General features: G+C 70.5%; 14 protein-coding genes. 7 read left to right on the forward strand and 7 right to left on the reverse strand.

Features of this window, described 5'->3' with window-relative positions:
• Positions 1-21: 21 nt before the first annotated feature.
• Complete coding sequence (locus ACNF49_RS03370) at positions 22-708, reverse strand: GNAT family N-acetyltransferase (protein WP_482942765.1); 687 nt, start codon at positions 706-708, stop codon at positions 22-24.
• 155 nt (positions 709-863) lie between these two features.
• Between ACNF49_RS03370 and ACNF49_RS03375 the strand changes: the two genes are divergently transcribed.
• Positions 864-1,772, forward strand: a complete 909-nt coding sequence (locus ACNF49_RS03375; RefSeq protein WP_482942766.1) for a glycerophosphodiester phosphodiesterase family protein — start codon at positions 864-866, stop codon at positions 1,770-1,772.
• Positions 1,773-1,833: 61 nt separating this feature from the next.
• Here ACNF49_RS03375 and corA read toward each other — a convergent pair whose 3' ends face one another.
• Positions 1,834-2,850, reverse strand: a complete 1,017-nt coding sequence (gene corA, locus ACNF49_RS03380; RefSeq protein WP_357966001.1) for a magnesium/cobalt transporter CorA — start codon at positions 2,848-2,850, stop codon at positions 1,834-1,836.
• A gap of 462 nt (positions 2,851-3,312) precedes the next feature.
• On the opposite strand from corA, the gene purD reads away from it, so the two are divergent.
• The 5 genes from purD (at position 3,313) to ACNF49_RS03405 (ending at position 8,197) form a co-directional block, all read left to right on the forward strand.
• Positions 3,313-4,530, forward strand: a complete 1,218-nt coding sequence (gene purD / locus ACNF49_RS03385; protein ID WP_357965999.1) for a phosphoribosylamine--glycine ligase — start codon at positions 3,313-3,315, stop codon at positions 4,528-4,530.
• A complete protein-coding gene (locus ACNF49_RS03390) occupies positions 4,527-5,363 on the forward strand; it encodes a phosphoribosylaminoimidazolesuccinocarboxamide synthase (protein WP_482942767.1) in 837 nt (278 codons plus the stop codon). The genes purD and ACNF49_RS03390 overlap by 4 nt, the downstream gene beginning before the upstream one ends.
• 78 nt (positions 5,364-5,441) lie before the next feature.
• Positions 5,442-6,707, forward strand: coding sequence for a UDP-N-acetylglucosamine 1-carboxyvinyltransferase (murA, locus tag ACNF49_RS03395; RefSeq protein ID WP_357965993.1), 1,266 nt, complete (start codon positions 5,442-5,444; stop codon positions 6,705-6,707).
• 201 nt (positions 6,708-6,908) lie between these two features.
• Complete coding sequence (locus tag ACNF49_RS03400) at positions 6,909-8,057, forward strand: GTP cyclohydrolase IIa (protein ID WP_482942768.1); 1,149 nt, start codon at positions 6,909-6,911, stop codon at positions 8,055-8,057.
• The gene (locus ACNF49_RS03405) at positions 8,018-8,197 is read left to right on the forward strand and encodes a helix-turn-helix domain-containing protein (protein ID WP_482942769.1); all 180 of its coding nucleotides are present in this window, start codon (positions 8,018-8,020) and stop codon (positions 8,195-8,197) included. Before ACNF49_RS03400 ends, ACNF49_RS03405 begins: the two co-directional genes overlap by 40 nt.
• Before the next feature lie 342 nt (positions 8,198-8,539).
• Here ACNF49_RS03405 and ACNF49_RS03410 read toward each other — a convergent pair whose 3' ends face one another.
• Positions 8,540-8,998: a rhodanese-like domain-containing protein gene (locus ACNF49_RS03410; protein WP_482942770.1), complete on the reverse strand. Its 459-nt coding sequence runs from the start codon at positions 8,996-8,998 to the stop codon at positions 8,540-8,542.
• Between the two features lie 159 nt (positions 8,999-9,157).
• On the opposite strand from ACNF49_RS03410, the gene ACNF49_RS03415 reads away from it, so the two are divergent.
• Entirely contained in the window at positions 9,158-10,096 is a 939-nt protein-coding gene (locus tag ACNF49_RS03415) for an EamA family transporter (protein WP_357965989.1), read from the forward strand.
• On the opposite strand, the gene hisC is transcribed toward ACNF49_RS03415, so the two are convergent.
• From hisC to ACNF49_RS03435, 4 genes are all read right to left on the reverse strand, one after another.
• Complete coding sequence (gene hisC, locus ACNF49_RS03420; RefSeq protein ID WP_357965987.1) at positions 10,093-11,151, reverse strand: histidinol-phosphate transaminase; 1,059 nt, start codon at positions 11,149-11,151, stop codon at positions 10,093-10,095. The two genes, ACNF49_RS03415 and hisC, sit on opposite strands and share 4 nt — an antisense overlap.
• A 62-nt stretch (positions 11,152-11,213) precedes the next feature.
• Positions 11,214-11,711, reverse strand: a complete 498-nt coding sequence (locus ACNF49_RS03425) for a GNAT family N-acetyltransferase (protein WP_482942771.1) — start codon at positions 11,709-11,711, stop codon at positions 11,214-11,216.
• A 10-nt stretch (positions 11,712-11,721) separates the two neighbouring features.
• Entirely contained in the window at positions 11,722-12,378 is a 657-nt protein-coding gene (locus ACNF49_RS03430; RefSeq protein WP_357965982.1) for an NUDIX hydrolase, read from the reverse strand.
• Between the two features lie 31 nt (positions 12,379-12,409).
• Entirely contained in the window at positions 12,410-14,209 is a 1,800-nt protein-coding gene (locus ACNF49_RS03435; RefSeq protein ID WP_482942772.1) for a DUF4434 domain-containing protein, read from the reverse strand.
• Between the last annotated feature and the right edge of the window lie 32 nt (positions 14,210-14,241).

The raw sequence follows: 14,241 nt of genomic DNA on the forward strand, positions 1-14,241 counted from the left end.
TGTCGCGGTGTGTCGCGGGGCCTACGGCCGGCCGGCGGGTTCCCCGCCCGCCGGGCCCTCGGCGGTGAGGACGGCGGCGGTCATCGGGGTGTGCAGGGTCCAGCCCAGGGTCTCGTACAGGGCCTGGCCGGCGGCGGTGGCGACCAGGATGCCCGTGCGGGCGCCCCGGGAGACGGCGGCGGCGGCGAGCGCGGCCATGACCACCGTGCCGAGGCCGCGCCGCCGGTGTTCGGCGGCCGTCTCCACCTGGTCGATCACGGCGGCGCGGTCCGCGACGGCGAACTGGCCGCGCGCCGCGACCTCGCCCGCGGCCGTGAGCAGCCGGGCCACGGTCACCCCCGCCCGGGTGGTGATCGCCAGGGTGTAGCCCGGAGGGGCCTTCGGGGTGGTGCGGGCCAGGGACGCGGTGGTCATCATGTACTCCTGCTCCTGCACGGACCACCGCGGGGGCAGGGAGGGGGCGACCGCCTCGGCGGGGGCGCAGAGCTTGAGCCAGGTGCCGGGGACGGTGAGGGTGCCGGTCAGGTGGTCCAGGATCTCCGCGGTAGGGGTGGGGACGACGTGCCGCGCCACGTGGCCGGGAAGGCCGACGTCCACTCTGAGGCCCCACGGTTCGGGTACGGGCCGCGGGGCGTTGCGGGAGATCACCCAGCCGTCCACCCATGCCCGGACTGTTGCTGAATGGGCATGTTTGAGAACCTCCGTCATGAGCTCCAGCTTATTGCAAGGTAGTTGCATTTATCGTGCAATAAGCGGGCGGAGGGTCCTCTTGGCCGCCTTCGCCTCCGACCGGGCGTAGCAGGATAAAAAGGACACGGCGTGGCACTGCCTCAGCGGGCCTCGCGCCGGGTAGGGTCCCCGGTGTGCGCGTTGAGATTCATGGTCACCGAGGAGCGCGGGGCCTGTGGCCGGAGAACACCCTGCCAGGGCTGAGCCGCACGATGGAGCTGGGCGTCCACGCGCTTGAGCTCGACGTCGCCCTCACCGCCGATCGCCGCCTCGTGCTCACGCACGACCTCACGGTCTCGGCCGTCACCAGCGCCGACCGCCGGCCGCTGCGGCAGGGCGATCCGCTCTTCCCGTACGTGGGCAAGCCGATCAACGCGCTCAGCCTCGCCCAGCTGCGCACGCTCGACGTGGGCGTACGCCTGCCGCGCCACCTCGACGACCCGTTCGCGCTCACCCAGGTCGCCATGCCGGAGACCAGGATGCCCACGCTCGGCGCGGTGCTCGGGCTGGTCAACGCCTACGAGGCCGAGCACGTACGGCTGCACGTCGAGCTGAAGTCCGACCCGACCAGGCCCGAGCTGACGGCCGACCCGGAGATGTTCACCGAGCTGGTGGTCGAGGAGCTCGACCGGCACGGCAGGCTGGGCAACGCCGCCGTCCTCAGCTTCGACTGGCGCGTCATCAGGCACGCGGCCCGGCTCGCGCCGGCGGCCGGGCGGTTCGCGCTGATCGAGCTCGACACGCTCCACTGGCACGAGGGCGGGCTGGGCGACGACATCCCGGCCGCCGCGCGCGAGGCCGGGGCCACCACGCTCTCGCCCGAGCACGTGATGGTCGACGAGAAGCTGATGGCCCAGGCGGCCGCGGCGGGCCTCGACGTGGCGGTCTGGACGGTCAACGACCAGGCCCTGGCCGACCGCATGATCGACCTCGGCGTGGCCGGGATCGTGACCGACTACCCCGACCGCATGCGGGAGTTGTGGCGCGAGCGCGGCCTCGATCTGCCGGAGGGCGTTCGGCCGCTCAAGCCCGTGAGCGTCTGAGCGCCGCTCAAGCCCGTGAGCGTTTGAGCGCCGCTCAAGCCCGTGAGCGTCTGAGCGCCGCTCAGAGCCAGCCGTTGCGGCGGAAGCCGCGGTGCAGCAGCACACAGGCGGTGATCATTACGGCCAGCACCGCCGGATAACCCCAGACCTGCTTGGTCTCGGGCATGAAGTCGAAGTTCATGCCGTAGATGCCGGCGATCATCGTCGGCACGGCCAGGATGGCGACCCACGACGAGATCTTGCGCATGTCCTCGTTGGCCAGGGCGTTCGAGCGGGCCAGGGCGGCCTGCAGGATCGAGCTGCACAGTTCGTTGGAGGACTCGACCTGCTCGCACACGCGGGACAGGTGGTCGCCGACGTCGCGGAAGTACTCGCGCATCTCCGAGGGGATGACGCGGCGCTGCGGCAGCGCCGACAGCGGCGACTGCAGCGGGGTCACGGCCCGCTTCATCTCCAGCATCTCCCGCTTGAGCTGGTAGATCCGGTTGATGTCGCGGGAGCTGACGTCGGCGAAGACGGTCGCCTCGACCTCTTCGAGCTCCAGCTGCATCAGGTCGGCCACCTGGAGGTACTGGTCGACGACGTGGTCGGCGATGGCGTGCAGCACGCCGGCCGGGCCGCGGTTCATCAGCTTGGGCTTGTCCTCAAGGCGCTCGCGGACCAGGGTGAGCGGGCAGTGCTCGCCGTGGCGCACGGTGACCACGAAGTCGACCCCGAGGAACACCATGATCTCGCCGGTGGCGATGATCTCGCTGTTGGCCGTCAGCTCGTCGTGGTCGAGGTAGGCGACCGTCTTCAGCACCATGAACAGCGACTCGCCGTAGCGCTCCACCTTGGGACGCTGGTGGGCCTTGACCGCGTCCTCGACGGCCAGCGGGTGCAGCCCGAAGACCTCGGACAACCACTCCACCTCGGGCGCCTCGGGCTCGTGCAGGCCGACCCAGACGAACGCGTTCGCGCCGTCGGCGTTCTTGTTGTGCTCACGGACGAGTTCGAGGGACTCGACGATGCCCGGGGCGCAGACCTTCTTGCCCTGGATGTAGGCGCCGAATTCGACGATGGAGTCGACAGGAGGCACGCAGATCTCACGCACCGGCTTGGTGAGCGGGCGTGCGGCGTGCGGCTGAACAGGGTGACGGTTGATGCGACGGAAAAGCGTGGACGAGCGCATGGCAGTCCCTTTCCGCCCGACCTGGCACGCTCCACGCGCGATGAAAAGTCACCTCAATCGACACAAATGCGTGGAGGCACGATCAGGCTGCCGGATTGGAGTGGTCGGGGGTAACTGGGGCGTACGTGGGAGAGCACGTACTGCTGGGATCACCAGGTTTCATCCCGGACCACCTCCAATCACAAGAGACGCCGCAAAGCCGCCTTAACCTACCACAGGCGGGTGAACCCAAACGACGATACTCGCCGGAGGGTGCTCGGTTCAGGTAGAACCGCACAAAGATGCGGGCTTGTTCCGGCATCCGACGTGCCTGCAACCCGCCCGGGACCCGCGCCGGGCGAGGGGGCTGGGCCTGCGACAATGGGGCACGTGCGCGTTCTAGTCATTGGTTCCGGAGGGCGTGAGCACGCCCTGTGCCGTTCGCTCAAACTCGATCCCCAGGTCAGCGAGCTCCACTGTGCTCCCGGTAACGCGGGCATCGAAGGCGTCGCGACCGTTCATCCCGTCGATCCCGTCGATCCCGCGCAGGTGGCCGAGCTGGCCGGGCGGCTGGCGGCCGACCTCGTCGTGATCGGGCCCGAGGCGCCGCTCGTCGCGGGCGTGGCCGACGCCGTGCGCGAGGCCGGCATCGCCTGCTTCGGGCCGACCCGCGAGGCGGCCATGCTCGAAGGCTCCAAGGCGTTCGCCAAGGAGATCATGAAGGCCGCCGACGTGCCGACCGCCCGCGCCCGTACGTGCGAGACCGAGGAGGAGGCCGCCGCTGCGCTCGACGAGTTCGGCGCCCCCTACGTCGTCAAGGACGACGGCCTCGCGGCGGGCAAGGGCGTGGTCGTCACCCGCGACCGCGACCAGGCGCTGGAGCACGCGCGGGCCTGCGAACGGGTGGTCATCGAGGAGTTCCTCGACGGGCCCGAGGTGTCGCTGTTCGCGCTGTGCGACGGCAGCACGGCGGTGCCGCTCCAGCTCGCCCAGGACTTCAAGCGCGCCTACGACGGCGACGAGGGGCCCAACACCGGCGGCATGGGCGCGTACACGCCGCTCCCCTGGGCGCCGGAAGGGCTGACCGAGCAGGTCATGCGCGAGGTCGTGCACCCGACGATCGCCGAGCTGGGGCGGCGCGGGCTGCCGTACCAGGGGGTGCTCTACGTGGGGCTGGCCCTGACCCGGAAGGGGCCGAAGGTGGTGGAGTTCAACGCCCGGTTCGGCGACCCCGAGACCCAGGTGCTGCTCGACCGGCTGGAGACACCGCTCGGCGGGCTGCTGATGGCCTGCGCGACCGGCGAGCTCGGCCTCGACCCGGTGTTCAAGGACGGCTCGGCGGTGACCGTGGTGATCGCGGCGGAGAACTATCCCGACTCGCCGGTCAAGGGCGACGTGATCACCGGCCTGGCCGAGACCGAGCACGCGTACGTCATCCACGCCGGCACCACGCGCGGCCCCGGCGGCGAGGTCGTCTCCAACGGCGGCCGGGTGCTGACCGTCGTCGGCCACGGCCCCGACCAGGCGAGCGCCCGCCGCAACGCCTACGACCTCGTCGACCGCGTCGAGCTGCGCGGCTCGCACCACAGGACGGACATCGCCCGATGAAGCATCTGCACTCCGGCAAGGTACGCGACCTCTACGAGACCGACGAGGGCCTGCTGCTGATGGTCGCCTCCGACCGGATCTCGGCCTTCGACTACGTGCTGGAGCCCGGCATCCCCGACAAGGGCGCCATCCTCACGCAGATGTCGCTGTGGTGGTTCGACCAGCTCAAGGACGTCGTGCCCAACCACATCCTGGCCAGGGGCGACGACGCGCGCAGCGTGGTGTGCAAGCCGCTGCGCATGGTCCAGGTGGAGTGCGTGGCCCGCGGCTACCTGACCGGCGGCGGCCTGTCGGAGTACCGCGCGAGCGGCACGGTCTCCGGGGTGCCGCTGCCCCCGGGGCTGGAGGACGGCTCCCGGCTGCCGGAGCCGATCTTCACCCCCTCGACGAAGGCCCCGCAGGGAGAGCACGACGAGCCGATCTCCTTCGAGCAGGTCGTCGCCGAGGTCGGCGCGGAGACGGCCGACGAGCTGCGGCGCATCACGCTCGACGTCTACACGCGCGGCTCGGAGATCGCCCGTGAGCGCGGCATCATCCTGGCCGACACCAAGATCGAGCTGGGCTTCGACGCCGACGGCGTGCTGACGCTGGGCGACGAGGTGCTGACGCCGGACTCGTCGCGGTTCTGGCCGGCCGACGAATGGCAGCCGGGCCGGGCGCAACCTTCTTTCGATAAGCAATATGTACGTGATTGGCTACTCTCGCCCGAATCCGGATGGGACAAATCCTCAGGAAACCCCCCACCTCGACTTCCCAAGCACGTTGTCGAGCGCACAAGGCAGCGATACCTAGAAGCGTATGAGCGCGTCACGGGGGCTCCCTTTAGCGGATGATTCGGCTGGGTCACCTGGTGTCAGCCACTACTGTTGGCCCGATCGAGCCTCACCGTTGATTTCAAGGAGCCGCACGAAATGGTCCGTTACCGCGTGCGCGGTGGCAACGCACTGCGTGGAACCGCGTTCATCCAGGGCGCGAAGAACGCCGTGCTTCCCATGATCGGTGCGGCTCTGCTCGCCGCCAAGGGCCGTACCGTGCTGCGGAACGTGCCGATCATCGAAGACGTCCGGCGCGCGGTCGAGCTGGCCGAGACGATCGGCGCGTACGTGGAGCTGCACGAGTCCGAGCGCACGCTGGTCATCGACGCCTCCCGGCTGAGCAGCCCCGTGCTGCCGGCCGAGATCGCGCGCCGGTTCCGCGGCTCGGTGCTGTTCACGCCCGCGCTGCTCCACCGGCTGGGCGAGGCGATCGTGGAGGGCGTGGGCGGCTGCAACCTCGGCAGCCGCAACCTCGACTTCCACTACCTGGGCTACAAGCGGCTGGGCGCGGTCGTCGACGAGGGCGAGACCGTCATCCACGTCAAGGCCAGCGGCCTGACCGGCGCGACGCTCTACCTCGACACGCCCTCCCACACCGGCACCGAGAACCTGATCATGGCCGCCGCCCTGGCCAAGGGCACGACGGTGATCGAGAACGCGGCCCTTGAGCCGGAAGTGCTCGACGTCATCGACATGCTCACCAAGATGGGCGCGCGCATCAGCGGCGGCGGCACCGGGTTCATCACCGTCGAGGGCGTGGAGGAGCTGCACGCCGTCGAGCACACCGTGATGCCCGACCGGCTCGACGCGGGCGTGTTCGCGATGGCCGCGGCGATCACCGGCGGCGAGCTCAGCCTCGTGGGCACCGGCCTCGACCTGGGCGTCGTCCGCTACAAGCTGGAGCAGATGGGCGTCGACTTCGCCCGGCAGGGCGCGGTGCTGCACGTGCGGTGCGACCGTCCGCTGCGGCCCATCAACATCATCACCGACACCTATCCCGGGTTCGCGACCGACCTGCAGTCGCCGATGATGACGGTGGCCGCCCTGGCCGACGGCACGAGCTACATCCACGAGCGCATCTTCGACGGCCGCTTCGCCCTGGCCGGCGAGCTCAACAAGATGGGCGCCGACGTCGAGGTCGACGGCAGCAGGGCCGTCGTACGCGGGCGCACTCCGCTCAAGGGCGCACAAGTCACGGCCCACGATCTGCGCTCCGGTATCGCGCTCGTGCTCGCCGGTCTGGCGGCCGAAGGAGAGACCGTCATCGAGTCCGGATACCTCATCGATCGCGGCCACGCACATCTCGCGGCGCGAATGCGCGCGCTCGGCGCGGACATTACACGAGAGATTTCTGAGCGCTAAAAAACATGAGAAAAACCGCGTTGAGCTGCTGAGACATCTTGTCGGGCGGTCAACCAGAACGACTTTCCGGAAAAGTCGGGCGTGACATTACGGCCCCCGCGAGCGATCGTTCCAAAAGAGAGCACTGCAACGGACGGCAGGATGGGACGAACATTGGTCGAGAGGGCCGAAGAAACTCCCCGAGTGTCACGCCCGGGCGCCATGACACCGGACCTCACCATCGGCGTGGTCGGACCCCACGACCTGGTCGAGCGAGTCATGCTGATGGGTCACGCCGCGGCACCGCTGCCGTGTCGCCTGGTCGCGGCCGCGTACCGCGATGAGCAGGAGGCGCCCGACAAGGTGACGCGGCTCGGTCCCGGTGTCGACGCGTGTCTGTTCGCCAGCCCGGTCCCTTATGACCTGGCCAGGCGATCAGGCGTGCTGACGATGCCCGCGACCTACGTGCAACTCGGCGGAGCGGCATTGGTGGCGGCGCTGGCGAAGGCCGCACTTGACACTCGGATGGACCCGCAACGGGTCAGCGTCGACGTGGTCAGCAGGGCGGATGTCGAGGAGGCGTACACCGACCTCGGCATACCGGCCACGGACGTGCACAGCCGCGACGAGCCCGGAGCCACGGGCACGATCGCGGCCTACCACGAACGGCTGGCCCGTCAGGGAGCCACCTCGGGGGCACTGACGTGCCTGCCCGCGGTGGCCGAACGCCTGCACGCCGCGGGCGTGCCGGTCATCAGGATCAGGCCGACCTCGGCCGCGGTCCGGACGGCGCTGCACACCGCGGCGCTGCTCGGGGCGCATCACCGGCTGGAGGAGTCACAGCTCACCGTGGTGCTGGTGGAGGTGCCGACGCTGCGCGAGCCCGTGCGGCGCGCGGCGCCCCGCTACTGGCGCGACGAGCTGCGGCTGTCGCTGCACCGGCTGCTGGTCCAGGAGGCGAACCGGATCAACGCGACGGTCTGGCCGATCGACGATCACAGTTACCTGGTCACCGCGACCAGGGGCTCGATCGCCGCGGCCACCGACGGGTTCAGGGTGCTGCCCTTCGCGGCCCGGATCCGGGACGAGCTGGGGCTGGCGGTCGAGGTGGGCGTCGGGATGGGGCGGACGACACACGACGCGGAGTCGCACGCGCGGGCCGCGCTGGCCCGTACCCAGGCGGGCAAGCAGGCCCAGGGGTTCGCGGTGGACCGCGAGGGCCGGGCCCTCATCCCGGCCCCCGGATGCCGCCCACCGGGTCGACCGCGCTCAAGCCGAAGGGCGTGGAGGTACTGGCCAGGCTGGCGGCCAAGCTCGAAGGCGGCGACACGGTGGTCGACGCCGAGGGCGCGGGCAAGATGCTCGGGGTGACGCCGCGCACGGCTCGGCGGTTGCTGCGCACGCTGGTTGACGAGGGACTCGCGTGGCCGCTTCCGCCGAACCGCACCCCGCAGCCGGGGCGTCCGCGCCAGCTCTATCGGCTCATCGTGGAGAAGCTCGGCCCGCGGTGACCGTACGGGGCCCGTCGCCCCATTTCAGGGGCGACGGGTGCCGATTTCTTGACCTGAGGAGTCAAAGGTACAGACAATCCCCTTGACTCTTGGGGACTTATTGGTTGACCCGAGTAGATGCGGGTATGTTCTCCCACGCCCCCGATCGACGGGATTCGGACGGGGGCGCCAAACTTTCCCGCACAGCCCCTTCGGCGCCACCCTTTTTACGGAAGGCGTCCGTAAGGGGCTGTGAGGCGGTTTGGCGGCACTGTCGGACCGGCGGGCATGTCCGGATATAGCCGGTCACCACAACCCGCCTGGGACGCTTTCAGCAGGCGCACGCGATCCCCCGCACCGACTTCAGCAGGCGCACGCGATCCCCGACACCGGCGCCGTCAGGGCGTCGATCGGCCGCCGGCTCACCCCCGAGGCGGTCTCGACCGGAAAGCCCTCCCTGGCCCAGTACTCGAAGCCGCCGAGCATCTCCTTGACCGCGTAACCGAGCCTGGCGAACTCCAGTGCGGCCCGCGTGGCGCCGTTGCAGCCGGGGCCCCAGCAGTAGGTGACGACGGTGGCGTCCCGGGGGACCAGCGCGGCGGCTACTGCGGCGATCTCGGCCGTCGGCAGGTGCACCGCCCCCTGGACGTGCCCCTGGTCCCAGCTCTCCCGGCTGCGCGAGTCCACGACCACGACGCCCGGCGCGCCGGCGGCCAGGTCGGCGGCCACGTCGGAGACGTCGGTCTCGAAGGCCAGGCGGGCGGCGAAGTGGGCGAGGGCGGCGGCGTTGGCGGCGGCCGGGGTGGAGGTGACGGCTGACATCTACGACATTTCCCTTCATTGCTGGTCAGTCGCGATCGTCTCAGCCGGCCCGCCCGCTCAACAGTGGCACGAAAGCCGCCTGTCGCTAATATCGCGCCAAAGTCCTAAGTCCGATACCCGCAGGTGCTTTGTCGGAGTCGCCCGATAAAGTCATGACCCATGAGTGCGAACACCACTGACAGCCGGGCTCCCGTCCTTGTCTGGAGCGCCCTGGCGATCGTGTACGTGGTGTGGGGTTCGACCTACCTCGGCATCAGGATCGCCATCGAGACCATGCCCCCCATGCTGAGCGGCGCGCTGCGTTTCGTGACGGCCGCGCTGCTGCTCGGCGGCTTCCTGCTGATCAGGAAGGGCCTGGAGCCGTTCCGGGTGTCGTGGCGGCAGGTCTGCGGCGCCGGGCTGGTCGGCCTGCTCCTGCTGACCAGCGGAAACGGCATGGTCGCCGTGGCCGAGCAGCACATCTCCAGCGGCCTGGCCGCGCTGCTCGTGGCCTCGGTGCCGCTCTGGCTCGTCGTGTTCCGGATCCTGGTCAGGGACCGGCCGGCCGTGCTGACGCTGGCCGGCGTGCTCGTCGGGTTCGGCGGCGTCGCGGCGCTGTCGCTGACCGGCGGCCAGTCGGTCGACGTCACCGGGATCGTGGTGATCCTGGTCGCCTCGTTCTCGTGGTCGGTCGGCTCGTTCCTGTCGGCGCGCATCCCCATGCCCGCCAACCCGTTCGCGGCCAGCTCGATCGAGATGCTGGTCGGCGGCGCGGGCCTGGCCGTGACCGGCACGGCGCTCGGCGAACGGCTCGACCTGGCGGCGATCTCCGGGCGTTCCTGGGCGGCGCTGGCCTACCTGGTGCTGGTCGGATCGCTGGTCGGCTTCACCGCCTACACCTGGCTGCTGGGGAACGCGCCCATCTCGCTGGTCTCCACGTACGCCTACGTCAACCCGGTCGTCGCCGTCATCCTCGGCGTGCTGGTCGTGAACGAGAGCGTGACCCCGCAGATCATCGCCGGCGGGGCGGTGATCCTGGTGGGCGTCGCCCTGGTGGTCTCCACCGAACGACGCGCCAGGACCAGGACCGCGGCCCTCGCCGAAGAGGTCAGCGCCTAACCGCGGAACTCCTTGGCCGCGGCGAGGAAGGCGTCGTTGGCCTCGGGGTCGCCGATGGACACCCGGGCCCCCTCGCCCGCGAACGGCCGTACGGCCACACCCTCCACCGCGCAGGCGGCGGCGAAGTCGAGGGTGCGCTCGCCGAGCCGCAGCCAGACGAAGTTCGCCTCGGTCGGCGGAACCGTCCAGCCCTGCTCGATCAGCGACTCGCGGACGCGGCTGCGCTCCTTGACCACCCGCTCGACCCGCTCCAGCAGCTCGTCCTCGGCCTTCAGTGAGGCGACGGCGGCGATCTGCGCGAGGTGGTTGACGGCGAACGGGATGATCGTCTTGCGGACGGCCGCGGCCACGGGCTCGTGCCCGATCAGGTAGCCGACCCGCAGGCCCGCCAGGCCGTACGCCTTGGAGAAGGTGCGCAGCACGCAGACGTTCGGCCGGTCGCGGTAGAGCGTCAGGCCGTCGGGGACGTCCTCGTCGCGGACGTACTCGCGGTAGGCCTCGTCCAGCACCACGAGCACGTGCTCCGGCACGCGGTCGAGGAAGGACACCAGGGCGTCGCGGCGGATCGCGGTGCCGGTGGGGTTGTTGGGGTTGCACACGAAGACCATGCGGGTGCGGTCGGTGATCGCCTCGGCCATGGCGTCCAGGTCGTGGTCCTCACCGGCCAGCGGCACCTGGACGGACGTGACCCCCGACAGGTCGGCCAGCAACGGGTACGCCTCGAACGACCGCCACGCGTAGACGACCTCGACGCCGGGCTCGCCGACCGACTCGAACAGCTGCTGGGCCACCGTGACCGAGCCGGCGCCCAGCGCGATGTGCTCGAACGGCACGTCGTACCGCTCGGCGAGGGCCTCGGTCAGCCCGACGGCGCCGGGGTCGGGGTAGCGGTTGATCTGCCGGGCGCCCTCGGCGACGGCCTCGACCACGGAGGGCAGCGGGTCGTAGGGGGATTCGTTCGAGGAGAGCTTGTACGACCGGCCGTCGGCGGAGACCACGGCCTTGCCCGGCTTGTAGGGGGGCATGGTGTCCAGGATGTGGCGGAAACGAGGCATAGAACTACCTTAAAAGGCCACGCCCGATGAAGCATCCGCCAGCCCCCGCACGTCGAGACGGCTCACGGCCGGACGCGTTCCCAGCGCGTCTCCCCGTCGTGCACGAGGTCGGTGGGGTGGAGGCCGGCGTGGGCGGCGACCGCGGCGGAGGCCGCGTGGCCGGGATGGATGTGGGCGACAACCGTGCCGATGTCGTGTGTGTCGCACCAGGAGACCAGGGCGCGGGCGGCCTCGGCGGCCAGGCCACGGCCCTGCCAGGGCACCGCGACCACCCAGGCGATCTCGGCCGTGCCCGCCTCGACGGTCGCCTGCACGTAGCCGGTCAGCCGGCCGTCGGCGCGCAGGCGGAGTACCCAGTTGCGCCAGCCGGGCGGGCCCGCGACCAGACGTTCGTAACGGGCGCGCAGCTCCGGCTCGGTGGCGGGGGCGCCGCCGATGAACTCGTGCAGGCGCGGGTCGTCGAGCACGGCCGCCATCTCCGCGGCGTGCTCGATCCGCAGGGGCTCCAGCGACAGGCGAGGGGTCTCGATGACGTCCATGGGACCGTTCGGGATGTTCACGGGCGGGCGGTCACTCCTGGAGCATGGGCGGGTGGAGGAGCTCGGCGGGGCCGCGGCGGTAGAGCTTGGCGGGGCGGCCGCCGTCTCTGGTGGTGGTGGCGCCGGTCTCCACCAGGAAACCCTCGGCCTTGGTGACCTTCCGGTGGAAGTTCCGGGGATCGAGGGGGCGCCCCCAGACGATCTCGTACACCCGGCGCAGGTCCGCGACGGTGAACTCCGGCGGGCAGAAGGCCGCCCCCAGGGACGTGTACTCCAGCTTGGCGCGGGCGCGGTCGACCCCGTCGAGCATGATGCGGCGGTGGTCGAAGGCCATGACGGCCAGCGCCTCGACCGGCTGCCAGCTCATGTGCGCCTTCTCCGAGGCCGGCAGGTCGGGGGCCAGGCCCAGGTAGGCGACGCTCAGCACGCGCTGGCGCGGGTCGCGGTCGGGGTATCCGTACGTCTGGAGCTGCTCCAGGTGCACCGGGGCGCCCGGGAGGCCGGCCCGCTCGGCCAGCACGCGGTGGGCGGCGGCCGGCAGGTCCTCGTCGAGCTGGATGAAGCCGCCCGGCAGCGACCAGCGGCGCAGGAACGGCGGGTTGTCGCGCCGCCACACCAGGGCGCTGAGTGCGTGGTTGCGTACGGTGAGCACGACCAGGTCGACGCTGACCGGGATGCTCGGGACCATGGACGGCACGTTACACGGAGTCCCGTCTGCCCTATGCGGATATGCGTACGTGGAGCGGCGTCGTGGCCTCCTTGCCGGACGCCCCCTTGATCCCTATCTTGACCCATTCCCCGGGCGGCACCTGGGTCCAGTCGAACGGCACCCAGGCCGTCGCCATCCGGGCCGGATGCTCCTCCAGCGGGTCCTTGTCCAGCCAGCCGACGGCCGAGACCACCAGCTCCTTGGTGCCGCCGGACCATTCGACGAGCACGGTGCTGCCGTCGAGGTTGTAGCCGCGCACCTCGACGCCGTCCTGGGGGTCGCGGGCCCGCCTGATGGCGTCCACGGCGATCGGGCGTTGCCAGTCGCCGGCGATCTCGTCCTGGAGGGAGGGGTCGCCGCAGGTCATGAAGTCGCTCCACATGTAGGAAACGATCTTCTGGACGTACCGGCCGGCCATCGTGACGGCCTGGTCGAGGCGCTTCTTGTCCGTCTGGCCGCGGGTGCCCTGCGGGGCGCACGGCTGCTTGCCGGACGGCTCGAACGCCTCCACGTTCGCCCACAGCTCCACCTCGTGACCGGCCTGGAGCATCTCGTCGCGGGCCTTGGCCATCTCCCGGTAGTAGTCGCGGGTCGAGCCGTGGTACGCGGTGCCGTACGTGGCCTCGCCCACCACCGGACGCAGCCGGTCGTCCACCTCGGTGTCGCGCTCGTCCGGCCAGAACAGGCCGACCTTGCCGGTGCCCCGGCTGTCCTGCGGGGCGATGATGCCGACGCCGGTCCGCGCCAGCGCCTTGAACGCCTCGGCCACCTGGGCCGGCGTCTGGCCGAAGCCGACCCGCTTGCGCGCGTCCAGGTACGGGCTGATCAGGATCGGCTTGCCCAGCTCCTGCTCCACGATCCGGTGCTGGTCGGCGTACACCTCAAGGGTGGGGTTGGTGGCCAGCGTGGCCGCCATCTGGACCTCGAACGGCTGGTAGACGCCGCCCAGGGCCTGCCGGTCGGCGAAACGCACGCCGTAGTCCTGCAGGATGCGCCGGGTCAGCGTGGTGAGGGTGCCGATGTGCCGCTTGTTCGCCCTGGTCGGCGTCTCGGAGTCGCGCGGGGCGAGCGGCAGCGCCGGGAACACCCGCATGCTGAACTGGTCGGCCAGGTCGAGCAGCTCGTTCAGGCTGTCCTTGGCCGAGCCGGCCACCAGGATCAGGTCGTACGACGTGGCCTTCTTGCTGAAGTCGCAGGTGGCGTCGTCGGAGCCGTCCGGAGGGGCGACCATGCGGTAGTAGATGCGGTCGCCGGCCTTGACGCTGTGTTCCATCTTGGGGCAGCGGAACAGGCCGCCGCCGAACGCCTCGTCGGTGCGGTAGACGTACGTGCGCCCGATCCGGTTGCCGGGGTTGGCCTTGCGCAGGTCCCGTTCGGCCGCGTCGTGGCAGCTCAGGCCGTCTTCCTCGCACGCCTTGTAGAGCGGGTCGAGCGTCCCGTCCTTCGACAGCACCTCACCGGTGTCGGAGACGCCGCGGAACTGCAGGCCGTACCCGATCCTGATGATCGTGTCGCCGCCGGCGCGGTGGATCTCCTGGAGCTGGTGACGCCAGGTGCACGGGTTCGACTTCGGCGTGATCCAGTAGCCGGTGACGGCGTAGAAGTTCTTGGTCGTGGTGTCGAACGTTCCACAGGGGTCGGTGAACTCCTTGACCTTCGGCGGCGGCGGCGTCGAGACGGTCCTGGACGGCTTCGGCGTGCTCGACGAGGACGCGACCGGCCGCTCGGACGACGACGACGGGAAGAGGATGATCGCCACCGCGACCACCGCCAGGACGGCTGCGCCCACGAGCAGGAAGAGCCATCGCACGTTCAGGAACCTACCGCTCTCGTGATCTGCCG

The organism is Actinomadura sp. ATCC 39365 (assembly GCF_054392275.1).

Excerpts from the sequence above, each read along its gene's own strand:
- ACNF49_RS03410 (WP_482942770.1), bottom strand. The coding sequence starts at position 8,998 with ATGTCAGCCGTCACCTCCACCCCGGCCGCCGCCAACGCCGCCGCCCTC.
- murA (WP_357965993.1), top strand. The coding sequence starts at position 5,442 with ATGGTCCGTTACCGCGTGCGCGGTGGCAACGCACTGCGTGGAACCGCG.
- ACNF49_RS03400 (WP_482942768.1), top strand. The coding sequence starts at position 6,909 with ATGACACCGGACCTCACCATCGGCGTGGTCGGACCCCACGACCTGGTC.
- ACNF49_RS03370 (WP_482942765.1), bottom strand. The coding sequence starts at position 708 with ATGACGGAGGTTCTCAAACATGCCCATTCAGCAACAGTCCGGGCATGG.
- ACNF49_RS03390 (WP_482942767.1), top strand. The coding sequence starts at position 4,527 with ATGAAGCATCTGCACTCCGGCAAGGTACGCGACCTCTACGAGACCGAC.
- ACNF49_RS03415 (WP_357965989.1), top strand. The coding sequence starts at position 9,158 with ATGAGTGCGAACACCACTGACAGCCGGGCTCCCGTCCTTGTCTGGAGC.
- hisC (WP_357965987.1), bottom strand. The coding sequence starts at position 11,151 with ATGCCTCGTTTCCGCCACATCCTGGACACCATGCCCCCCTACAAGCCG.
- ACNF49_RS03430 (WP_357965982.1), bottom strand. The coding sequence starts at position 12,378 with ATGGTCCCGAGCATCCCGGTCAGCGTCGACCTGGTCGTGCTCACCGTA.